The sequence below is a fragment of the Bradyrhizobium sp. LTSP849 genome (assembly GCF_000938255.1).
GTDB lineage: Bacteria > Pseudomonadota > Alphaproteobacteria > Rhizobiales > Xanthobacteraceae > Bradyrhizobium.
The window spans coordinates 247,165-267,534 of sequence record NZ_JYMR01000045.1 but is presented as its reverse complement, the minus strand read 5'-3'; the positions used below and the strand labels follow the sequence as shown (position 1 = coordinate 267,534).

22 protein-coding genes are annotated in these 20,370 nt (G+C 63.9%); 8 read left to right on the top strand and 14 right to left on the bottom strand.

Going from position 1 to position 20,370, the window contains the following annotated elements:
- Nucleotides 1–27: 27 nt before the first annotated feature.
- Nucleotides 28–273, bottom strand: coding sequence for a PilZ domain-containing protein (locus UB31_RS25635; protein ID WP_045004729.1), 246 nt, complete (start codon nucleotides 271–273; stop codon nucleotides 28–30).
- 220 nt (nucleotides 274–493) lie between these two features.
- Nucleotides 494–1,552 carry a DNA sulfur modification protein DndB gene (locus UB31_RS25630; RefSeq protein ID WP_045012872.1) on the bottom strand — a complete coding sequence of 353 codons (1,059 nt, stop codon included), beginning with the start codon at nucleotides 1,550–1,552 and terminating at the stop codon, nucleotides 494–496.
- 397 nt (nucleotides 1,553–1,949) lie between these two features.
- Here UB31_RS25630 and UB31_RS25625 point away from each other — a divergent pair, with 397 nt between their 5' ends.
- From UB31_RS25625 to UB31_RS25615, 3 genes are all read left to right on the top strand, one after another.
- Complete coding sequence (locus UB31_RS25625) at nucleotides 1,950–3,488, top strand: YifB family Mg chelatase-like AAA ATPase (protein ID WP_045012871.1); 1,539 nt, start codon at nucleotides 1,950–1,952, stop codon at nucleotides 3,486–3,488.
- A 98-nt stretch (nucleotides 3,489–3,586) separates the two neighbouring features.
- Complete coding sequence (locus UB31_RS25620) at nucleotides 3,587–4,054, top strand: hypothetical protein (RefSeq protein WP_045012870.1); 468 nt, start codon at nucleotides 3,587–3,589, stop codon at nucleotides 4,052–4,054.
- 122 nt (nucleotides 4,055–4,176) lie between these two features.
- Nucleotides 4,177–6,402 carry a PAS domain-containing hybrid sensor histidine kinase/response regulator gene (locus tag UB31_RS25615; protein WP_045012869.1) on the top strand — a complete coding sequence of 742 codons (2,226 nt, stop codon included), beginning with the start codon at nucleotides 4,177–4,179 and terminating at the stop codon, nucleotides 6,400–6,402.
- 125 nt (nucleotides 6,403–6,527) lie between these two features.
- Here the strand turns inward: UB31_RS25615 and coaA are convergent, their stop codons facing one another.
- From coaA to hisB, 7 genes are all read right to left on the bottom strand, one after another.
- The gene (gene coaA, locus UB31_RS25610; RefSeq protein WP_045004653.1) at nucleotides 6,528–7,484 is read right to left on the bottom strand and encodes a type I pantothenate kinase; all 957 of its coding nucleotides are present in this window, start codon (nucleotides 7,482–7,484) and stop codon (nucleotides 6,528–6,530) included.
- Between the two features lie 18 nt (nucleotides 7,485–7,502).
- Complete coding sequence (locus tag UB31_RS25605) at nucleotides 7,503–7,826, bottom strand: phosphoribosyl-ATP diphosphatase (RefSeq protein WP_045004651.1); 324 nt, start codon at nucleotides 7,824–7,826, stop codon at nucleotides 7,503–7,505.
- A gap of 74 nt (nucleotides 7,827–7,900) precedes the next feature.
- On the bottom strand, nucleotides 7,901–8,677 hold the full coding sequence (gene hisF / locus UB31_RS25600; RefSeq protein ID WP_045004650.1) for an imidazole glycerol phosphate synthase subunit HisF: 777 nt from the start codon (nucleotides 8,675–8,677) through the stop codon (nucleotides 7,901–7,903).
- A gap of 10 nt (nucleotides 8,678–8,687) precedes the next feature.
- A complete protein-coding gene (hisA, locus tag UB31_RS25595; protein ID WP_045012994.1) occupies nucleotides 8,688–9,425 on the bottom strand; it encodes a 1-(5-phosphoribosyl)-5-[(5-phosphoribosylamino)methylideneamino]imidazole-4-carboxamide isomerase in 738 nt (245 codons plus the stop codon).
- Nucleotides 9,422–10,072, bottom strand: coding sequence for an imidazole glycerol phosphate synthase subunit HisH (gene hisH, locus UB31_RS25590; protein WP_045012868.1), 651 nt, complete (start codon nucleotides 10,070–10,072; stop codon nucleotides 9,422–9,424). Before hisH ends, hisA begins: the two co-directional genes overlap by 4 nt.
- The gene (locus tag UB31_RS25585) at nucleotides 10,069–10,596 is read right to left on the bottom strand and encodes a DUF2628 domain-containing protein (RefSeq protein WP_045012867.1); all 528 of its coding nucleotides are present in this window, start codon (nucleotides 10,594–10,596) and stop codon (nucleotides 10,069–10,071) included. The genes hisH and UB31_RS25585 overlap by 4 nt, the downstream gene beginning before the upstream one ends.
- Before the next feature lie 65 nt (nucleotides 10,597–10,661).
- Complete coding sequence (gene hisB / locus UB31_RS25580) at nucleotides 10,662–11,255, bottom strand: imidazoleglycerol-phosphate dehydratase HisB (protein ID WP_045012866.1); 594 nt, start codon at nucleotides 11,253–11,255, stop codon at nucleotides 10,662–10,664.
- Between the two features lie 184 nt (nucleotides 11,256–11,439).
- On the opposite strand from hisB, the gene hslV reads away from it, so the two are divergent.
- The 4 genes from hslV to UB31_RS25560 all read left to right on the top strand — a co-directional run bounded on the left by hslV (nucleotide 11,440) and on the right by UB31_RS25560 (nucleotide 15,277).
- Nucleotides 11,440–12,000, top strand: a complete 561-nt coding sequence (gene hslV / locus UB31_RS25575; protein WP_045012865.1) for an ATP-dependent protease subunit HslV — start codon at nucleotides 11,440–11,442, stop codon at nucleotides 11,998–12,000.
- 4 nt (nucleotides 12,001–12,004) lie between these two features.
- A complete protein-coding gene (locus UB31_RS25570; RefSeq protein WP_045012864.1) occupies nucleotides 12,005–12,616 on the top strand; it encodes a DUF2585 domain-containing protein in 612 nt (203 codons plus the stop codon).
- 52 nt (nucleotides 12,617–12,668) lie between these two features.
- Complete coding sequence (hslU, locus tag UB31_RS25565) at nucleotides 12,669–13,973, top strand: ATP-dependent protease ATPase subunit HslU (RefSeq protein ID WP_045004642.1); 1,305 nt, start codon at nucleotides 12,669–12,671, stop codon at nucleotides 13,971–13,973.
- A 179-nt stretch (nucleotides 13,974–14,152) separates the two neighbouring features.
- Complete coding sequence (locus UB31_RS25560; RefSeq protein ID WP_045012863.1) at nucleotides 14,153–15,277, top strand: hypothetical protein; 1,125 nt, start codon at nucleotides 14,153–14,155, stop codon at nucleotides 15,275–15,277.
- Nucleotides 15,278–15,329: 52 nt separating this feature from the next.
- On the opposite strand, the gene UB31_RS25555 is transcribed toward UB31_RS25560, so the two are convergent.
- Genes UB31_RS25555 through UB31_RS25545 form a run of 3 tightly spaced genes read right to left on the bottom strand, consistent with a single transcriptional unit; the run spans nucleotide 15,330 to nucleotide 18,140 of the window.
- A complete protein-coding gene (locus UB31_RS25555) occupies nucleotides 15,330–15,923 on the bottom strand; it encodes a Smr/MutS family protein (protein ID WP_045012862.1) in 594 nt (197 codons plus the stop codon).
- Entirely contained in the window at nucleotides 15,920–17,458 is a 1,539-nt protein-coding gene (mltA, locus tag UB31_RS25550) for a murein transglycosylase A (RefSeq protein ID WP_045012861.1), read from the bottom strand. The genes UB31_RS25555 and mltA overlap by 4 nt, the downstream gene beginning before the upstream one ends.
- Nucleotides 17,436–18,140, bottom strand: coding sequence for a Tim44/TimA family putative adaptor protein (locus UB31_RS25545; protein WP_045004638.1), 705 nt, complete (start codon nucleotides 18,138–18,140; stop codon nucleotides 17,436–17,438). The genes mltA and UB31_RS25545 overlap by 23 nt, the downstream gene beginning before the upstream one ends.
- A gap of 401 nt (nucleotides 18,141–18,541) precedes the next feature.
- Here UB31_RS25545 and secB point away from each other — a divergent pair, with 401 nt between their 5' ends.
- Entirely contained in the window at nucleotides 18,542–19,024 is a 483-nt protein-coding gene (gene secB, locus UB31_RS25540) for a protein-export chaperone SecB (RefSeq protein ID WP_045004637.1), read from the top strand.
- Here secB and dnaQ read toward each other — a convergent pair.
- Both dnaQ and coaE read right to left on the bottom strand, forming a co-directional pair.
- Nucleotides 19,015–19,740 (bottom strand): DNA polymerase III subunit epsilon, encoded by a 726-nt coding sequence (gene dnaQ, locus UB31_RS25535; protein WP_045012860.1) that lies wholly within the window; start codon nucleotides 19,738–19,740, stop codon nucleotides 19,015–19,017. The genes secB and dnaQ overlap by 10 nt on opposite strands.
- A 25-nt stretch (nucleotides 19,741–19,765) precedes the next feature.
- Nucleotides 19,766–20,365, bottom strand: a complete 600-nt coding sequence (gene coaE / locus UB31_RS25530) for a dephospho-CoA kinase (protein ID WP_045012859.1) — start codon at nucleotides 20,363–20,365, stop codon at nucleotides 19,766–19,768.
- Between the last annotated feature and the right edge of the window lie 5 nt (nucleotides 20,366–20,370).

Sequence of the window (20,370 nt, the reverse complement as noted above, 5' to 3'; positions counted from 1 at the left end):
CCCGTTAAGGAAACGCGCTGGTCGGGGTCAGTCGGTGAATTCAGCACCGAATTCGCAGCCGATGCGCCAGCGCAGGCGGCACTGGCGGGAATAGTCCGGCGCGAAGATGATCGTGAACTGCGGCGGCACTTCGAGAAATTCCGCCACCACTTTCACGCCCCCGTCCGAGATATCCGTGATCGTGCAGTCCCTCGGCAGCGAGCCCGCGCCAAAATGAATCTTGGCGAGCCGAGTGCATCCCCGACGTTCGCTTCTGCGGCGATTTGCAAGCATTTTGATTGTTCACTTGTTAGATCACGGCCCATCCCGCGGCTCTAGGAGTAGCGGACATTCGTTGGAATGTGCTGATCGGAGCCGCTCGCATTCGAGGCGTAGTGTCTGCGCCTTGTTTACGATTGATTAGGGCTTTCGCGGCCCGGAGAGCGCTCCCGTATTGTTCTAGCTGAGAGAAAGGGCGGCCGGAGTCGCCCTTTCGTGGTGATTTGAGCAGGTGTTACGCTGAAGCCCGCTCCAGCGAGCGCTGCTCACCGTCCGTGAGGTTGAGCCCGAGCTTGGCCTTGATGAAGGCCTTCGTCGCCGCCCGCGCCTGACGATTTGACACGACCGAGTTTGCGACGATGCAGACGTTTTCCCATTCGGAGTTCTTCTTAGACCAGTCGATCCCTTCGAGGCCGGAAAGCGCTGCCGACCAACCCTCGTTCGCCAACAGATCAACACCGAGGCCCCCCAAGGCACGCAACACGGTCGAGTGCGAGGAAATCTTTTCCTGACGCAGCTCAATCGCGAGCTTCTGGCCAGAGAGGACCTTCGTCCAATCGGGCATGTGCTTAGCGACTTCCGTCCAGTAGTCGGTGAGGAGCTGTGCGTTCGCCATGATGTCGTTCTTGTCGTGTCCCTTCAGCAGCTCCACGTTGGCGTCGTATAGCGCTGCCAGCGTGAACAGCTTGGTGGACTTGCTCTCAAGCGAGACCTTCTCCTTCTCGGTCAGCTCCTTGAACACCGGCACCTTCTCGATCATCGCGAGCGTGGCTGCCGCCGTGTCGTCGCGCTTGTCGTAGAGGATGTCGAGCGACTTCGAGGTCTTCTGCACGAAGCGGTTCAAGTCCGAGAACATCTGCTGGACGCGGTCGGTGTTCTCCCACGGGAACAGAAGGACCGAGAGCGTGTCCTCCCGGAACTCCGCTGAGCCATCCTTGAGGGCCTGCACGATGCCTGCCGCACGATGCTGGCCGTCATTGATGATCAGCTCATCACCAAGCCGCAGCTTCAACACGCCGATGTCCATACCGGGGCCGTACGGCTCAAACCTGGGTTCCGACTTGTACGACGCCGTGATCGACGAGAACAGGTAATCCTCTTCGTTCTCGGTGATGTAGGTCGCAAGGTCAGGCACACGCTTGATGTTCAGCACGCGCTGTTCGCGGTCCTCAGGGCTGATCCCAGACCAATCAGTAAACTTGAAGAACTGGGGAACAGCATTCATCGGCATCAAGCAGGCGTAGTAGGTGCGGGTGCCCATCTTCCCGCGCATGGCAGACACATGAACTTCCATTTTCGTTACTCCTTTAGAGCTGTCTAGCCCTTGAGCGACAGCTCGCTCATTTCTTGGATACAGCTCTGACTTTATATTTATACAGCTGTACTGAACTGTCAATGCAGCTCGCAATGTAATCGTATAGAGCTGTAAGCCGCCGTTGGGGCCCTCTGTTCCTGGGGGCCCAGTTTCGTCGTCTCCCGGCTTATTTTGGGGCTGCGTTGGGCTCTTCACCCGTCATAGGTAGTCCAGTTCTCCTCGTCTATTTCGGTTCTCAGTTCGCCCCGAGGGTCCGTAGGGTCTCGAGGAACTTGAGACGCACCGTTAGGAACGTCGTGAGTTCCTGTATTGTTCTTGTCTAACCCACTCGGCTCTGCTACCCTCGATTGTGCAATAAGGGCAGGCTGGTTAGGGTATGGTTCAGCGGGTTTCTACCGTCGCCTTTGAAGGGATCGAGGCCCGCGCGGTCGACGTGCAGGTGCAGGTCGCCCCGGGCCTACCGGCGTTCGCCATCGTCGGCCTTCCCGACAAGGCGGTCTCGGAAGCGCGCGAGCGCGTCCGCTCGGCGCTGATCGCCTCAGGGCTGGCGCTGCCGGCGCGGCGGATCATCGTCAATCTCGCGCCGGCCGATCTGCCCAAGGAAGGCAGCCATTACGACCTGCCGATCGCGCTCGGGCTGATGGCGGCGATCGGTGCGATCCCGCCGGATGCGCTGACGGGGTTTACCGTTCTGGGCGAGCTCGGCCTCGACGGCTCGATTGCGCCGGTTGCCGGCGTTCTCCCCGCCGCGATCGGCGCCAATGTCCGCGAGGAGGGATTGATCTGTCCGGCCGCCTGCGGCTCGGAGGCGGCGTGGGCGAGCCCGGACATCCAGATCGTCGCCGCGCACTCGCTGATCCAGATCGCCAACCACTTCAAGGGCACGCAGGTGCTCTCGCGGCCGGTGCCGAAGGTACATGAGGCTGCAGCCTCACTGCTCGACCTGCGCGACATCAAGGGCCAGGAGAGCGCCAAGCGGGCACTGGAGATCGCAGCCGCCGGTGGGCATCACCTCTTGATGATCGGCGCGCCGGGCGCCGGCAAGTCGATGCTGGCGGCGAGGCTGCCCTCGATCCTGCCGCCGCTGTCGCCGGGTGAGCTGCTCGAAGTGTCGATGATCGCCTCCGTTGCCGGTGAGATCAAAGGCGGCGCATTGACCTCGCAGCGGCCGTTCCGCTGCCCACATCATTCCGCCAGCATGGCCGCGCTCACCGGCGGCGGCGCGCGTGCAAAGCCCGGCGAGATATCGCTCGCGCATCAGGGCGTGCTGTTCCTCGACGAGCTGCCGGAGTTCGATCCGCGCGTGCTGGATTCGCTGCGCCAGCCGCTGGAGAACGGCGAGGTCTCGGTCTCCCGCGCCAATCATCGCGTGACTTATCCTGCGCGCTTCATGCTGGTCGCGGCGATGAACCCCTGCCGTTGCGGCAACGCGTTCGAGCCGGGCTATAGCTGCAAGCGCGGCCGCATCGATCGCTGCACCGGCGACTACCAGGCGCGCATCTCTGGTCCTTTGATGGACCGCATTGACCTGCGCATCGAGGTCCCGGCGGTAACCGCAGCGGATCTGATCTTGCCGCCACCGGCGGAAGGCTCCGCCGAAGTCGCGGCGCGCGTGGCGGCGGCGCGCGACATCCAGCTCGCGCGCTATGCGGATGCCGGCCTGCCGCATGTCCGCACCAATGCCGAGGCGCCAGCCTCCGTGCTGGAGGAAATCGCAAAGCCGGATGCGCAAGGCGCCAAGCTGCTGCGCGATGCGGCCGAGACCATGCGGCTGTCGGCGCGCGGCTATCACCGCGTGCTGCGGGTGGCGCGCACGCTCGCCGACCTCGACGGCACTGAGAAGATCGGCCGGCTGCATCTCGCCGAGGCGCTGTCCTACCGCGCACTCGCGGAGGATGTGCGCCAGTTGGCGTAATGTGAACGCGCATCAACCCGGCGGTAACGAGTTTCCTTTACGCTCTGCAAACCATAAGGCCCACTAGTTCCCGTACCGGGCCTGGCGAGTAGAGTGTCATGTTGCGTTTCAAGGTCCTGGCCTCGGTGGTTCCCCTGTTGGCGGCTGCGGTGTTCGCCCGCAGCGAGATCGGATCGGTCTCGCATCCCTGCATCGCCATTGGCGAAACCTCGGTCGAGCTCACGTCCCTGTTCTGGACCGCCGGCATCCAGGTCGCCTTCACCGACGATCCTAAACAAGCGACCGTGCGGGTGCAGATCACCGACGACGCGGACGCCGCGGACTTCGCGGTGGTTGATGACGGCGCGAGCGACGAGCCGGGCGCTTGCCAGGGCAATCCGTCGACACGTCTCGTTGCGATTTCCGGGCAGCCGGGCGGTGACCGGCCGACGATCTATCTCTCCACCGAGGGACCGGCGGACTACCGCATCTATGTGCGCTCGAAGACGTTTTCACAGAAGGAAGCCGCTGCCCTGATCGTCGGCGCCCGCGATGGCCAGCGCCACCTTCAGGCCGCCTCGCTCTGAGTCGTTAACACCTCGTCAACCCTGTTTCGAGGCGGCTCCAACACCTCAAACTGTTCGCAAGGTCGACAGGCACATCGTCCCGCTCGGCGATTGCAGGATTATAAGAGTCGGGGTCGGTGGCGATGGGTGGGACGTTCCGGATCAAGGTGCGCATGCGCCGCTTCAGGCGCCGCTACCCGAAAATCACCTTCGCCATCCGCTCGTTCATGATCTTCTCGGCGACGTTCGGCGGCGCCTATGGCTTCGTCTCCGGCAGCCGCGCCGAGAACTCCGGCTACGATCCCAATACTTTTGCGATCGGCGCGAGCTTCCTGTTCGCGCTCGCCTGCCTTGGGCTGGCGACGCTCAGCATGCGGCTGCGCTTCGTCAACAAGCGGCTGCGCACGCTGGCCGCCCACAACGAGGCGCTGATCGATCGCAATTGGGAGCTGAAGGAAGCAGAAGAACGCGCCCGCAGCCTGTTCGAATCACAGGGCGATCTGATCGTGCTGCGCGATCATCAGGGCCGCATCACCTTCGCCAACGACGCCTATTGTGCGCTGGCCGGGCAGGCGCGCAGCGCGCTGGTCGGCACGCGCTTCGATTTCGACGTGCTGGAGCAGGGCGACAGCGCCCGCGAGAGCAACGGCACCCGCATCCACGACCAGAAGATCACAACGCCGCTCGGCGCGCGCTGGATCGCCTGGCGCGAGGGCTTTGTACGACACGATGCCGGCCAGCCCGCCGAATTGCAGAGCGTCGGACGCGACGTCACCGACCGCACCGAGACCGAGCGCGCGCTGTCGGACGCACGCGACCAGGCCGACGCCGCCAACCGCGCCAAATCGCGCTTCCTGGCGATGGCCTCGCATGAAATCCGTAACCCCCTGAACGGCATCATCGGCATGGGCGGGCTGTTGCTCGACACCACGCTGACGCCGGAGCAGACCACCTACGCCAAGGCGGTGAAAACGTCGGGCGAAGCCTTGATGGCGCTGATCGAGGAGCTGCTCGATTATTCCAAGATCGAAGCCGGCAAACTCGACCTCGAGCAGCGCCCCTTCGCATTGTCGACCTTGATCGAAGAGATCACCGAGCTGCTGGCGCCGCGCGCGCAGGCCAAGAATCTCGAGATCGCAGCTTACATCGACGAACGCCTGCCGCTCGAGGTCATCGGCGATGCCGGCCGGCTGCGTCAGGTGCTGCTCAACCTCGCCGGCAACGCCATCAAGTTCACCGCGAATGGCGGCGTCGCGCTGATCGTCGAGCCCGGCATCTGGCCCAATGAAATCAGTTTCCTCGTGCGCGACACCGGCATCGGCATCGCGCCCGAGGCGCAGTCGCGCATCTTCCGCGAATTCGAGCAGGCCGACGACCGCGTCGCGCGCACCTATGGCGGCACCGGGCTCGGCCTTGCCATCAGCGAGCGCATCGTCAAGCGCATGGGTGGCCGCATCACGCTGGAGAGCGCGCCCGCCAAAGGCTCGACCTTCGAGGTCGCGGTTCCGCTCGCCCCGTCGCAAACCGGCGCAGGACAGACAGCCTTTCCAAGTCCCGACCTCACCGGCAAATCGATGCTCCTGGTCGCCGACGGCATCGAAGCCTCGTTGATCGCGCGTCGGCTGGAGCGCTGGGGCGGCCAGACCTGCCTGGTCGCGGACGCGGCCGTGGCCGAAGCGCTGCTGCCGGAACGCTCGTGGCATGCGGTGCTGATCGATCGTGCGATCGGAACCACTCTCGCCGATCGTCTGGGCGAAGTCGCCCGCGCCCATGCAACGCAGCGGCTGGTGCTGCTGACGTCAGGCTCACGCCATGAAAAGCTTTCGGCTGCGTTCACGGGCTTTCTGGTGAAGCCGCTGCGCGCAGCCTCGCTCGCCGCGCGCCTGGCGCTGACGCCGGAAGTCCCCTCACCCGACCTTGCGCCCGAGCCCGTTGAACCCGCTGCGGCGAGAGCGCCAGCAAAGGGCCTTTCGATCCTCGTCGCCGAAGACAACGAGATCAACGCGCTGTTGATGCGCTCGCTGCTGACCAAGCTCGGCCATCGCGTCGTCATCGCGGTTCATGGCGAGGCGGCACTGGAATCCTGGCTCGCGGCCAGCTCGGCTGGCGCGCCCTTTGATCTCGTCTTGATGGACATCCAGATGCCGCAGCTTGACGGCATCGAGGCAACCAAGCGCATCCGCGCCCACGAGGCCGCCACCGGCGGTCACCACACGCCGATCCTGGCGCTCACCGCGAACACGCTGGTGGAAGATCGCTACGCCTGTTTTGAGGCGGGCATGAACGGATTTTTGATCAAGCCGCTCGATCGCGAAAAGCTGGATGAGGCGCTGGCGGGGCTCGCGGCGGCACGGCAGTTGGTGATGTAGCTGCAAGCGATGCTGCGTAGGGTGGGCAAAGCGTAGCGTGCCCACCACTCACAAACAACGCAACGGATAGAGATGGTGGGCACGGCGCGAAGAGCGCGCCTTTGCCCACCCTACGAAGCCGAAACCTACAGCCTTCGCAGCGCCACGCTCTCCACCGTGTGATCCGCGCCCTTCTTCAAAATCAGCGTTGCGCGCGGACGCGTCGGCAGGATGTTGTCCTCGAGATTGGCGAGGTTGGTGCGTTCCCAGATCGCGATAGCGGTGGCGGTGGCTTCCTCGTCGGACAACAGCGCGTAGCGGTTGAAGTAGGACTTTGGATTGGTGAACGCGGTGTCGCGCAATGACAGGAAGCGCCGGATGTACCATTGCCGCAGCGCCGCTTCGTCGGCGTCGATATAGACCGAGAAGTCGAAGAAGTCGGAGACAACCGGCACCGCCTTGCCGTCGCGCGGCAGCTTGCCGGTTTGCAGCACGTTGACGCCCTCGACGATCAGGATGTCGGGCTGGTCGATCTCGGCCCACTGGTTCGGCACGATGTCATAGGTCAAATGCGAATAGACGGGCGCGCGGACATGGCGGCGGCCGGCCTTGATGTCGGACAGGAAACTGAGCAGCAGCGGCAGATCGTAGCTCTCGGGAAAGCCCTTTTTCTGCATGATGCCCTGCCGGTCGAGCACGGCGTTGGGATAGAGAAATCCGTCGGTGGTGATCAGCTCGACCTTCGGCCGCGGCGACCAGCGCGCCAGCAATGCCTGAAGCACGCGAGCCGTGGTGGACTTTCCGACCGCGACCGAACCGGCGACGCCGATGACGTACGGCATCTTGCGATCGCGGATGTTGAGGAACTGGCGCTCCGCATAGTACAGGCGCTGCATCGCATCGACGTAGATCGACAGCAATCGCGACAGCGGCAGGTAGATGTCCTCGACCTCCTGCAAGTCCAGGCGATCGTGCAGCGAACGCAACCGGTCGAACTCGCCCGGCTCCAGCGTCATCGGCGTATCGTCACGCAAATGCGCCCACTGCGCGCGCGTATAAACGCGATACGGATTATACTGCTGCTCGGGTGCGCGGATATCCATGACGCCTTCCCACCTTGGCTAGTCGCCCTTGCGCGACGCTTTCTCTTCCAACCCTGACATCGAGGTCCGTTTGTCCAGCGCGGCCTCGACCTCTTCCAGCTTTACGCCGCGGACCTTGAGCAGCACAAGGAAATGGTAGAGCAGATCGGCGCCCTCGGCGATCAGATGTGCGCGATCGTTTTCGACTGCTGCGATTACGGTTTCGACTGCTTCCTCACCGAACTTCTTGGCGCAATGTTCGGCGCCCTTGTCCAGGAGCTTGCGGGTGTAGGAGCCCTCGCCGACGGCCGCCGCGCGGGCGTCGATGGTTGCGGCCAGATCGTGGATCGTGAAACGCGGCATACAGAATACTCAAAACGCCCAGCCGAAAGGCCGGCTTCCACCGGCTCCTTTAGCATTTTTATGAACGGGAGTCGTCAGGCATCCAGGCGCATGGGTAGCCCGCGCCGGGCCATGTGCTCCTTGGCCTCACGGATGGTGAATTCCCCGAAGTGGAAGATCGAGGCGGCCAGGACGGCGGTGGCGTGCCCCTCGCGGATACCGTCGACGAGGTGATCGAGATTGCCGACGCCGCCCGAGGCGATCACGGGAACGGGAATGCTGTCGGCGATCGCTCGGGTCAGCGGGATGTCAAAACCCTGCCTTGTGCCGTCGCGGTCCATCGAGGTGAGCAAGATTTCGCCAGCACCGAGCGAGACCACTTCCTGGGCATATTCGATGGCGTCGATGCCGGTCGAGTTGCGGCCGCCATGGGTAAAAATCTCCCAGCGCTCGCCGCCGCCCGCGCGCTTGACCCGCTTAGCGTCAATCGCAACCACCACGCACTGACCACCGAACTTCTCGGCCGCTTCCTTGACGAACTCGCGCCGCGACACCGCGGCACTGTTAATCGAAACCTTGTCGGCGCCGGCGCGCAGCAGCGTTTTGATATCGTTGACCTCACGGACACCGCCGCCGACGGTCACCGGCATGAAGCAGGCCTCCGCCGTGCGCCGGACCACGTCCAGCATGATGCCGCGGTTCTCATGGGTGGCGGTAATGTCGAGGAACGTGAGCTCGTCGGCGCCGGCGGCGTCATAGGCGATCGCAGCTTCGACGGGATCGCCGGCATCGCGCAGATCGACGAAATTGACGCCCTTGACGACACGGCCGTCCTTGACGTCGAGGCAGGGGATCACGCGCACCTTGAACATCTGATGTCTCCTAGGCGGCGCGCGTGTTGCGGATCAAGGTGAGCGCGGCGGCCGGATCAAGCCGGCCGTCATAGAGCGCGCGGCCGGCGATCGCGCCGGCGAGCTTTTTTGCCCGCGGCGTGAGCATGGCCTTGACGTCCTCGATCGAGGCCAGGCCGCCGGAGGCGACCACGGGGATCGAGATGGCATCGGCCAAAGCAATGGTCGCATCGAGGTTCAAGCCCTTGAGCAAGCCGTCGCGGGCGATGTCGGTGAAGATGATGGCGGCAACGCCGGCATCCTCAAAACGCTGTGCGATCTCCAGCACCGTCACCTGCGAGGTCTCGGCCCAGCCTTCGACCGCGACCTTGCCGTCTCGGGCATCGAGCCCGACCGCGACACGGCCGGGGAATTTTTTCGAAGCCACCTTCACCAGCTCCGGATCACGCACCGCGGCGGTGCCGATGATGACGCGGCTGATGCCCTTTTCGAGCCAGGCTTCGACGGTGGCAAGATCGCGAATGCCGCCGCCGAGCTGCACCGGAATCTTGATCGTCTTCAGCATGCCCTCGACGGCCTGCGCATTCACCGGCTTGCCGGCGAAGGCCCCGTCGAGATCGACGACGTGCAGATACTCAAAACCCTGCGCAACAAAACTCTGCGCCTGTGCGGCGGGATCGAGGTTGAACACGGTCGCGCGTGCCATGTCGCCTTGCTCGAGGCGCACGCATTGGCCGTTCTTGAGGTCGATAGCGGGGAAGAGGATCACGGTTTCCATCGCAAAAAGTTCGAGATCAGGGCTAGCCCAAAGCGCTGGCTCTTCTCGGGGTGGAATTGCGTGCCGATGGCGGTGTCCTTGGCGACGATCGCGGTGACCGGCCCGCCGTAATCGGCGCGCGCGAGCACGTCCGCCTCATTGGCAGCGTTGAGGTGATAGGAGTGCACGAAATAGGCGTGCTGGCCCTTGGGGCCGAGCGGCAGCCGCTCCAGCACCGGGTGATCGCGCAGCACGTCGAGCGTATTCCAGCCCATATGCGGGATCTTCAGGCTTTCGTCGCGCGGCGTGATCTTCTCGACGTCGCCGCCGATCCAGTTCAGGCCCTGCGTGATGACGTGCTCCTTGCCGCGGGTGGCGAACAGCTGCATGCCGACGCAGATGCCGAACATCGGCCGCGCCTTGACGCGCACCGATTCGGTGATCGCCTCGACCATGCCGTTGACGGCATCGAGCCCGCGCCGGCAATCGGCGAACGCACCCACGCCCGGCAGCACCAGGCGATCGGCGCCGTAGGCCTGGTCCGGATCGCTGGTGACGAAGACCTTTTGCGGATTCTCCATGCTGCGCGCGGCGCGCTCAAACGCCTTGGCGGCGGAATGCAGATTGCCGGAACCGTAATCGATGATGGCGACGCTCATCTTGACCCTCCCGGTTCTGGAAACAATCCGATGATGCCACCGGCCGGAATTGGCGGGCTGGAGAATTGCTGACCCGGCAAATTGCGGGTCGGTGGCGGGCCGCCGCGATCGACAGCCCATTGATCGTTGACGATGCCGCGCTGCTTTTGGCTCCAGCGCTCGAAGAAGCGGCGCTCGGCGGTGTCCTCGTCGTCAGCGACGACGACGTCGAGCTGCCGCCACTTGCCGCGCGACAGCGTCCAGCGGCGCAGGCTCGAGGCCTCAAAGCCCATCAAGAGCGCGACGATGATATTCGCGAAGAAGATCGAGCCGCGGCCAACGCCGAGGCTGGACAGCCCGGCATCGAACGCAGCGACGAAGACGATCCAGCCGATCAGGGGCAGCCAAAGCCTGTTCCAGAGCAGCCAGAACGGGCCGAGCACCATCGCCCAGAAATGGAAGCCGTCGCGCACGAACACGAATCTGTCGGTCGCGCGCAGATCGGCCCCTCCAGGGGTGGGTGCATGAACTGTATAGACAGGCATGGTGATGCCCCGTTCTCGAGAATTGGGTAGATGCCGCTGGCGGCGATTGCCGCAAGACGGAGATGTCAGCCGCCGAGCGAGCCCTTGGTGGAGGGCACCTCGCCCGCCGCCCGTGGATCGATCGTGACCGCCGCCCGCAGCACCCGCGCCAGACCCTTGAAGCAGGACTCGGCGATATGGTGGCTGTTATCGCCATATAGGGTCTCGACGTGGAGAGTCACGCCGGCGTTCATGGCGAAGGCCTGGAACCACTCGCGCACCAGCTCGGTGTCGAACTCGCCGATCTTGTCGCGGGGGAAATCGACCTTGAACACCAGGACCGGGCGGCCCGAGATGTCGATGACCACGCGCGACAGCGTCTCGTCCATGGGCATGTGGACGTCGGCATAGCGGGTGATGCCCGCCATGGTGCCGAGCGCCTGCTTGACCGCCTGGCCGAGCGCAATGCCGGTGTCTTCGGTGGTATGGTGATGATCAATGTGCAGATCGCCGACCGCCTTGACCGTGAGGTCGATGCGGGAATGGCGGGCGAGGAGATCGAGCATATGGTCGAAAAAGCCGATGCCGGTCGCGATTTTGGACACGCCGGATCCATCGAGGTTCACGGTGACCTCGATGTCGGTCTCCTTGGTCTTGCGCTTGATCGTCGCGGTGCGCATTGAAAGCTGGCTTTCGCTTCTATTTGAAAACGCCGGTCTTTTAACAGCCCAATGACGCCTTCGCTACTGCGGGATCGGCTGACGGGCCTCTACTTCTACCTATGGTGAGCGAAATTGGGTCCGGAGCGGCCGGTTGTGCCCCAGCCCCTGACCGCCTAAATCAGGCCCGACAACGAGGTATTTCATGCAGGATTCCCAGAACAGCGTGCCGGTCTGGCACGGCACCACGATTTTGACGGTCCGCAAGGGCGGCAAGGTGGTGGTCGGCGGCGACGGCCAGGTCTCGATCGGCCAGACCGTGATCAAGTCCAACGCCAAGAAGGTCCGCAAGCTCGGCAAGGGCGACGTGATCGGCGGCTTTGCCGGCGCCACCGCCGACGCCTTCACGCTGTTTGAGCGGTTGGAAGCCAAACTCGAGCAATATCCGGGGCAGTTGACCCGGGCCGCAGTCGAGCTCGCCAAGGACTGGCGCACAGATCGCTATCTGAGGCGGCTGGAGGCCATGATGATCGTGGCCGACAAGGACGTCTCCCTGGTGCTGACCGGCACTGGCGACGTGCTGGAGCCCGAGGCTGGCGTCATGGCGATCGGCTCCGGCGGCAATTACGCGCTGGCGGCCGCCTGCGCCCTGCTCGACACCGACAAGGACGCCGAGACCATCGTCCGCCGCTCCCTCGACATCGCCGCCGACATCTGCGTCTACACCAACCGCAACGTCACCATCGAAGCGCTGACGGCCGGCTGAGCGGATGGCATTGGCCCCGAGCTCCAGCCCGACCCAGCCCGCAGCTCTCCGGCCGCTGGCCTTCCTCGGCATCGCACTGCTGCTGCTGGCGCTCCAGGCCTCGATCCTGTTTGCGATGGGCCGGGTGCCGATCTGCACCTGCGGCTACGTCAAGCTCTGGCATGGCGTGGTGAACAGCTCTGAGAATTCCCAGCACATCGCCGACTGGTACAGCTTCTCGCACGTGCTCCACGGCTTCCTGTTCTACGGATTGACCTGGCTGGTGTTCTCGCGCCGGCTATCGTGGCCGGCCCGGCTGATCATCGCGATGCTGATCGAGGGCGCCTGGGAGATTGTCGAGAATTCGCCGTTCATCATCGAGCGCTACCGCGCCGGCACGATCTCGCTGGATTACTTTGGCGACAGCATCGTCAATTCGATCTCGGACACGCTGTTCATGGTGCTGGGGTTCCTCACCGCGCGCGTGCTGCCGATTCCGGCGACGGTCGTGATCGGGCTCGCCTTCGAGATCATGCTGGCGCTGCACATTCGCGACAATCTGACGCTGAACATCCTGATGCTGATCCATCCGATCGAGGCCGTGAAACAATGGCAATCGGGTCCGCCGATCATCTGACGACCCAAAAAGCGGCTTGTCCCGGCCGCCATCTGACCCTAGCTAAGGTCCCATGACAGACTTCTCGCCCCGCGAAATCGTTTCCGAACTCGACCGTTACATCGTCGGCCAGGCCGACGCCAAGCGCGCCGTCTCGATCGCGCTGCGCAACCGCTGGCGCCGGCAGCAGCTCACCGGTTCCTTGCGTGAGGAAGTGCTGCCGAAGAACATCTTGATGATCGGCCCGACCGGCGTGGGCAAGACCGAGATCGCGCGGCGGCTGGCGAAGCTTGCCAATGCACCCTTCCTGAAGGTCGAGGCGACGAAATTCACCGAGGTCGGCTATGTCGGCCGCGACGTCGAGCAGATCGTGCGCGACCTCGTCGAGGTCGCGATCGCCCAGGTGCGCGAGCGCAAGCGCAAGGACGTGCAGGCGCGCGCCCAGCTTGCCGCCGAGGAGCGCGTGCTCGACGCCCTGGTCGGAGCCAATTCAAGCGCCGCGACGCGGGACTCCTTCCGCAAGAAGCTGCGCGCCGGCGAGTTGAACGACAAGGAAATCGAGATCGAGACGCAGTCCTCCGGCAGCGGCTTTCCGATGTTCGAAATCCCGGGCATGCCGGGTGCACAGATGGGCGCGGTCTCGATCGGCGACATCTTTGGCAAGCTCGGTGGCCGCAGCAAGACGCGGCGGCTGACGGTGGAAAGCTCGCACGAGATCCTCGTCAACGAGGAATCCGACAAGCTGTTGGACACCGATCAGCTGACGCAGGAAGCGATCAGCGCGGTCGAGAACAACGGCATCGTGTTCCTCGACGAGATCGACAAGATCTGCGCCCGCGACGGCCGCGTCGGCGGCGACGTCTCGCGCGAAGGCGTGCAGCGCGATCTGTTGCCGCTGATCGAGGGCACCACGGTCTCGACCAAGCACGGCGCGGTCAAGACCGACCACATCCTGTTCATTGCGTCCGGCGCCTTCCACGTCGCAAAGCCGTCCGACCTGCTGCCGGAATTGCAGGGCCGCCTGCCGATCCGGGTAGAGTTGCAGGCGCTGACCCGCGACGACATGCGGCGGATCCTCACCGAGCCCGAGGCCTCCCTGATCAAGCAATATGTCGCGCTGCTGCAAACCGAGGGCGTCACGCTCGACATCACCGACGACGCCATCGATGCGCTCGCCGACGTCGCGGTCGCCGTCAATTCCACCGTCGAGAACATCGGCGCGCGGCGGCTGCAGACGGTGATGGAGCGGGTGCTGGACGAAATCTCCTTCGCCGCCCCCGACCGCAACGGCGAGACCCTCCGGGTTGATGCGGATTATGTGCAGAAGCACGTCGGCGATCTTGCCAAGAACGCCGATTTGAGCCGGTTTATTTTGTAATTTCCTTCCAGTCCGCTATCTATCCGCCGTCGTCCCGGCGAAGGCCGGGACCCATAACCACCAGCGGTTATTGTTGGAAAAGATAGCGGCTCCAGCCTTGGCTCAAAACGAACATTCGTGGCTATGGGTCCCGGCCTTCGCCGGGACGAGAGCGGAGTTTTGTGCGCATCGAGTGCCACATGCTCGCTAACGTCCAGAAAAATCCCTGGCGCCTTCTGCTCGCGATCAACGCCGCGATCATCGCTGGCGTGTTCATTCACAAGATCCAGCTGCCGCCTTACGTCCCCTACATCCACCTCCTCGTCGACTATCATTTCGGCTTCATCAAGCGCGGACTGATCGGCGCGATCGTCGCACTGTTCACGGCGAAGGTGCCGGTTTGGCTGGTGTTCGCAATCGGCGGGGTGACGTGGCTGGTGACACTTGGGCTGTACGCAAAGCTGTTCCAGAAGACGTTCGGCTTTGCCGCGAAGACGCTGCCGCTGTTCGTCTTCATCGCGGGCTCGCCGTTCTTCCTGAAGAACTTCATGCACACGCTCGGTCATTTCGACATCTATGGCTGTGCGTTTGCGATCATCCTGCTGCTGATGCCGGCCGGCTCACTTGTGTTCGTGGCGACAGCTGCGCTGTTCTCGATCGTTCTCGTGCTGATCCACCACATTCATCTGCTGATGTATGTGCCGACGATCATCACCATCGTTGTGACCAGGCACTATCTTTCACACGGCGTCACCCGAACCAACGTCGCGTTCGGACTGGTCGCACTGCTTTGCGTGAGCATCCTGTTCTTCGCCGCGCAGTTTTTGGGGACGATGCCGATCCCGGAGGCGGATTTCGTCGCCTACCTCAAAACCCGGATGGCCGATCCGGCGCGTACTGATCTGCTGCAATTCAGCTACATCTGGTACCAGCCGCTGGCGAAGGAAATCTCGGACACGTGGGGACGCCTGCCCCACAACATCCTCGGCGTGCCCGTGTTCGCACTGCTGATCTGGCTGCACACGCCGCTATGGCGCTATTTTGCGAAACTGATCCGAGCGCTCGCCAACGACATGCATCGCCGCCTCGTCATCGCGGCACTGATCGGCGTCAGCCTCGCCTATCTCGTGATGTTCGCGATGGTATTCGACTATTCGCGCTGGATCTCGAACTGGGCGGTCTGCATGTTCCTGATCTTGCATGCGGTGAAGATGCTGCCGGCAAAACAGGAGACGCCGCTGATCCCGGCCGAGGATCGCAACACCAACATTTTCGGCCTGGTGCTCACGCTGATCCCGCGCGTCGGAATCGTGCGGCCTTTTTAGTTGAGCATGATCCGGTCGGAAAACCGGTCTCCACTTTTTCGGATCATGCTCTCTAGTACCTCGCCCGGCGAATGCGCACATAAAGCGCGCCCTCGCCGCCATGACCGATGCCGGCTTCCTCGAACCCGACCACGAAGGCACGGAATTCCGGCAGGCTCAGCCATTCCGGCACCTGGCGGCGCAGCACGCCGCTTTCGCCGCCGCTGCGGCCCTTGCCGGTGATAACGAGAACAAAGGTCAGGCCGTCATCATGGGCGCGGTGGAGGAAACCGGACAAAGCGCGATGGGCGCGCAACTGGGTCATGCCGTGCAGATCGAGCCGCGCCTCGATCTCGCTGCGACCGCGCGACAGTTTTGTCCGCTCGCGTTTGCCGAGTGGAGCCAGCGGCGGCATCGCCGGCTTTGATGGGCGTGGCACCGGCGCGGCTGCCAACGGCCGCGCTGAGGGCATAGGTTTGGCAACCGGCGCTGCGGGCGAAGGTTCAGCTCGCGGTGCGGCGTGCACCTTCGTCACACGATGCTTCCTGAGCGGCTTGACCTGTTTCGCGACAAGCTCCCAGAGCTCGCGGTCCTCCTCACTCAGCCCACGCCGGCGCGGCGAGGGACGAGGAGGATCCAGCACGGGCGGACGGGACGATCGCTTCATTGCTGGTGGGGACGACTCTTCGGGTGCCGACGCGGCTCGCGGACAGGCTCTATCACGGGACGCGGCGCCGGCAACGGGATCGGGTTGGCGACGGCGACCGTTTCGCCCTTGCCTGGCGTCACAGCCGCGGCGGCAGCCGCCGGCTTGGCCGAATCCTTGACCGGATCAGTCTGCGGAAACAGTTTTGCGATCTTCTCCGACGGCCGCGGGTCCGGCACCGGCAGCCGCGCGGCGCGCACGCCGGGATCGAGGCTCTTCGGCACCAGCATCACAAAGTGCATGGCGTGGCGCAGCCGGCCCGAGACGCGACCGGCGTCCTGGCCGGCGCCAAAATAGAGATCGGCGCGCGCGGGGCCGATGATGGCCGAGCCGGTGTCCTGCGCGATCATCAGGCGGTGGAATGGCGTCTTGGCGCGTTCGGAATCGATCGGCAGCTCGCCCTCGATGAAGAACGGCGTGCCGTAGACATGCAGCGATTTGTCGACCGCAATCGAGCGCCCGGCCGTCAGCGGAATGCCTTGCGCACCCACCGCCTCGTCCTTGTCGGACAGATTGACCTCGCGGAAAAAGATGTAGGAGCGGTTCTGGCGCCGCAGCTCCTTGGCGCCGTCAGGATTCTGCGCCATCCATTCCCTGATCTTCTGCATCGACATCTCCTCCTTCGGAATGATGCCGCGCTCGATCAGGATGCGTCCCACGGCCGTGTAGGGATAGCCGTTATAAGAATCGTAGTTGAGCCGGAGTGTGGCGCCGTCATCGAACTTGATCCGGGCCGAGCCCTGGATCTGCGCGAACAGCAGATCGGTTGGGTCCTTCAGCCAGGCAATCTCCAGCCCGCGGCCGGCGATCTTGCCGTCCTCGATCTCGCCGCGATCGTAATAGGGCACGAGCTTGCGGCGGCCGATCTTGCGGTAAACAGCCCCCTTGTTGGGCAGGCTGACCGAGGCCTGATTGTAGCCGCGCACGAACAGGTTCGAGGGCCGGCGGTAGACCGGAACGTTGTAGATGTCGGTCTGGGTGCGCGAGCCGTCGAGCACCGGCTCGTAATAGCCGGTGACAAAGCCGTCGGGCTCGCCGAGGCGCGAGATCCGCAGCGGCGAAAAGTTGTCCTCGAAGAACGTCTTCGCCTTGGCGTCGTCGGTAAGGTCAAGCGTTTTGGCGGCGCGGCAGGGTTCGCTCAGCGAGGCGCCCAAGGCCTTTGACTCGGCCGCGCCGGTCTGCGCGTTGATCGAGCGGCAGCTCGCGCGAAATGTTTTGTAGGCCGCGAGATGATCGTCATCGCTCCAGCCCTTCACGTCCGCCCAGACCAGCGGCAGATATTGCGCGCCTGGAATTTCAAACGGGAGCGGGAGCTGCGGATAGGGCAGGGCTCGCGGAGGAAGCGCAGCCACTTCGGGAACATGGTGCTGATGGCTGCGATAGTGACGCCGTGCAGCCTCGGCGCCGAGCGAAAACGACAACAGCGCAACGGCACCTGCACAGAGCGCCGTCACGCCATTCCTGAAGACAAGTTTAAGTCGCGCTTCCGGTGCCAACCAGCTTCCAGTTCGGATCGCGAGAGGTGACGTCGCGGGCGAAAGTCCAGATGTCGGTAATGTCGGCGACCGTGTCAGCGCTGCCGTCAACGATGGTGCCGGCCTTGTCGCGGGTGGCCGAGATCATCTGCGAGACGAAGCGGATGGTGAGTTGCGCGGTGCGGTCACGCAGCTCGGCGCCGGCGAGCTCGGCCTTGTCGATCGAGACGAAGCGCGTCTCGGTCTTCTGCTCGTTCTTCTCGCGCTCCTTGATCGCAGCGTCGAAGCTCTCATAGACCTCCGACGACAACAGGTCGCGCAGCGCGCGGCGGTCGCCATTGGCAAAGGCCAGCACGATCATCTCGTAGGCGCCACGGGCGCCGGAGATGAAGTGGCGGGGATCGAACGTGGAGTCCTTCTCGACGATGGCATCGAGGCCCTGCGCCAGCGGGGTACCCGGCTCGGTCAGGCCCTTCCAGCGGTCGGAGGGCGGGGTCGGCTCGGCCGTCGGCGCCAGCGGGGCCTGGTCGATCACCTTGCCCGGCATGGTCACGACGTTCTTGTCCGGGGCCCCCTGGAGCGCATTGCGGGCGGTGCGGTCGAACGGCGGGCGCTCGCTACCCGTCCGCTGCCCCAGCACGCTACGCAGCCGCAGGAAAATAAAGACCGCCAGCGCCAGGAAGATGATGGTGTAGATGTCCACGTGGTATTCGCTTTCTGGTCTTCTCGAGAAGGGGCCGTGCCGGGAAAATCGATCCGGCCAGTAGACCGTTCCATACGGGAACGGCAAGTCTACATCACCATTTTGGGTCCGCGCGTCACGTCCGCCGGATGTAGGCACGAAATCTTGCCGGGCCAATGGCGCCTTTTGGCACAGCGTGAAGTGTAGCGCGTTTTATGCTTAAGGGGAAACCCGATCCTGCCCGGAAATCGCGCATCTTCAATCGTTTAACGGGCGATTTCGGGTCCGGGGCAGGTTGGACGTCACAGTTGTGGGCGCGGCCCGGATATACCGTCGGAAGCCGTTCGTCCTTGTGGAATGAGGCGGCCCTATGTTAGCCAACCGCCGCGAAATTCAGCCCCAATCGGGTAAGGAGACATCTTATGACCAACGGCAACGGCACCCCTCCCGAGGCGGCCCAGGCACCCCAGCTCAACGTGCTGGCGCAATATACCAAGGACCTCTCGTTCGAAAATCCGAACGCGCCGACCTCGCTCCAGCAGCAGGGCCAGCCCCCGCAGATCAACATCCAGATCAACGTCAGCGCCAACAACCTCAGCGAACAGGAGTTCGAGGTGACGTTGTCGGTCGAGGGCAAGGCCGAGACCGCCGGTAAGGTGATGTTCTCGTTCGAGCTGGCTTATGCCGGCGTGTTCCGAATCACCAACGTGCCGAAGGAGAACCTGCACCCGCTGGTCATGATCGAGTGCCCGCGGCTGTTGTTCCCGTTCGCCCGCGAGATCATCGCGACCGCTGTCCGCGACGGCGGGTTCCCGCCCCTGATGCTGGATCCGGTCGACTTCGTCGGTCTCTATCGTCAGAACATGGAGCGGCAAATGGCCGCTCAGCCGGCCGGTCAGGCCTGACCGGCTGGATTGGCGGCAGCTGGAGCGGCGAGGAACTCGTTCCAGATCGCCTTGTCGCCGAGCGTTGCGATGAAGGTCCGGTGGGCCTCGCGCTCGGCGTCTGTCACCCGCGGCGCAAGCGGCACCAGCCGCTGCCGCCGCGGCGCATCGCCGGCAGCATTGACGCGAGTCTCTTCGCTCTCCGAAGCCAGGAGCAGCTGCGACTGCCGCGCCCCGACCAGATCGACATAGACTTCGGCCAGCAGTTCGGAATCGAGCAGCGCGCCATGCTTGGTCCGGCGTGAATTGTCGATCGAATAGCGCGAGCAGAGGTCGTCGAGCCGGTTCGACACACCCGGATGCTTGCGCCGCGCCAGCAGCAGCGTATCGACCAGCCGCTCGCGCGGGATCGCGGCACGCTTGATCCGGTCGAGCTCGGCATTGATGAAGCTGATGTCGAACGAGGCGTTGTGGATCACCAGCGGCGCGTCGCCGATGAATTCCAGAAACGCGTCGACGACCTCGTGGAACAGCGGTTTGGTCGACAGGAACTCAGCCGACAGGCCGTGCACGGCGAATGCTTCCGCCGGCATGTCCCTCTCGGGATTGATATGGACGTGGTAGGTCTGTCCCGTCGGCATGCGATTGAAAATCTCGACGCAGCCGATTTCGACCAGGCGATCGCCGCGCAGGGGATCGAGGCCGGTGGTTTCGGTGTCGAGAACGATTTCGCGCATGAGGTCAGCCGTGTCAGGTGGCGAATCAGGCTCGCCGCTGCGGCATCTTAACGACCTCGGCCAGGATGTGCGTGATTTGCGCGCGCACCGGCTCAAGTCCGTGGGACGTATCCACTACGAAATCGGCCCGCTTGCGCTTCTCGGCATCAGGCATCTGCTTGGCGATGATGGCGTCGAGTTTTGCCTCGTCCATGGTGCCGCGGGCCAGCACGCGCTCGCGCTGAAGTTCCGGAAACGTGGAGACCACCACCACGGCATCGACGCGCTTCTCGCCGCCGGTCTCGAACAGCAACGGGATATCGAGAACCACGACCGGTGCTTGGGCTGCTTCCGCATCGGCAAAGAATTTCTTGCGGGAGGCACCGAGCATCGGATGGACGATCTGCTCAAGCTGCTTGATCGCGGCGGGATCATGCACGACACGCGCGGACAGCTTTGGCCGATCGACCTTGCCGTCGGACGTCGTGCCGGGGAAGGCCGCCTCGATCGCAGGCGCCGCCTCGCCCTCATAGAGTTGATGGACCGCGGCATCGGCGTCGTAGACGGGGACGCCAGCCTCCGCGAACAATTTCGCGGTGGTGGATTTTCCCATCCCGATCGAGCCGGTCAGTCCCACAATCCGCATCAGCG

Excerpts from the sequence above, each read along its gene's own strand:
- UB31_RS25635 (WP_045004729.1), bottom strand. The coding sequence starts at position 273 with ATGCTTGCAAATCGCCGCAGAAGCGAACGTCGGGGATGCACTCGGCTC.
- UB31_RS25630 (WP_045012872.1), bottom strand. The coding sequence starts at position 1,552 with ATGGAAGTTCATGTGTCTGCCATGCGCGGGAAGATGGGCACCCGCACC.
- UB31_RS25625 (WP_045012871.1), top strand. The coding sequence starts at position 1,950 with ATGGTTCAGCGGGTTTCTACCGTCGCCTTTGAAGGGATCGAGGCCCGC.
- UB31_RS25620 (WP_045012870.1), top strand. The coding sequence starts at position 3,587 with ATGTTGCGTTTCAAGGTCCTGGCCTCGGTGGTTCCCCTGTTGGCGGCT.
- UB31_RS25615 (WP_045012869.1), top strand. The coding sequence starts at position 4,177 with ATGGGTGGGACGTTCCGGATCAAGGTGCGCATGCGCCGCTTCAGGCGC.
- coaA (WP_045004653.1), bottom strand. The coding sequence starts at position 7,484 with ATGGATATCCGCGCACCCGAGCAGCAGTATAATCCGTATCGCGTTTAT.
- UB31_RS25605 (WP_045004651.1), bottom strand. The coding sequence starts at position 7,826 with ATGCCGCGTTTCACGATCCACGATCTGGCCGCAACCATCGACGCCCGC.
- hisF (WP_045004650.1), bottom strand. The coding sequence starts at position 8,677 with ATGTTCAAGGTGCGCGTGATCCCCTGCCTCGACGTCAAGGACGGCCGT.
- hisH (WP_045012868.1), bottom strand. The coding sequence starts at position 10,072 with ATGAGCGTCGCCATCATCGATTACGGTTCCGGCAATCTGCATTCCGCC.
- UB31_RS25585 (WP_045012867.1), bottom strand. The coding sequence starts at position 10,596 with ATGCCTGTCTATACAGTTCATGCACCCACCCCTGGAGGGGCCGATCTG.
- hisB (WP_045012866.1), bottom strand. The coding sequence starts at position 11,255 with ATGCGCACCGCGACGATCAAGCGCAAGACCAAGGAGACCGACATCGAG.
- hslV (WP_045012865.1), top strand. The coding sequence starts at position 11,440 with ATGCAGGATTCCCAGAACAGCGTGCCGGTCTGGCACGGCACCACGATT.
- UB31_RS25570 (WP_045012864.1), top strand. The coding sequence starts at position 12,005 with ATGGCATTGGCCCCGAGCTCCAGCCCGACCCAGCCCGCAGCTCTCCGG.
- hslU (WP_045004642.1), top strand. The coding sequence starts at position 12,669 with ATGACAGACTTCTCGCCCCGCGAAATCGTTTCCGAACTCGACCGTTAC.
- UB31_RS25560 (WP_045012863.1), top strand. The coding sequence starts at position 14,153 with ATGCTCGCTAACGTCCAGAAAAATCCCTGGCGCCTTCTGCTCGCGATC.
- UB31_RS25555 (WP_045012862.1), bottom strand. The coding sequence starts at position 15,923 with ATGAAGCGATCGTCCCGTCCGCCCGTGCTGGATCCTCCTCGTCCCTCG.
- secB (WP_045004637.1), top strand. The coding sequence starts at position 18,542 with ATGACCAACGGCAACGGCACCCCTCCCGAGGCGGCCCAGGCACCCCAG.
- dnaQ (WP_045012860.1), bottom strand. The coding sequence starts at position 19,740 with ATGCGCGAAATCGTTCTCGACACCGAAACCACCGGCCTCGATCCCCTG.
- coaE (WP_045012859.1), bottom strand. The coding sequence starts at position 20,365 with ATGCGGATTGTGGGACTGACCGGCTCGATCGGGATGGGAAAATCCACC.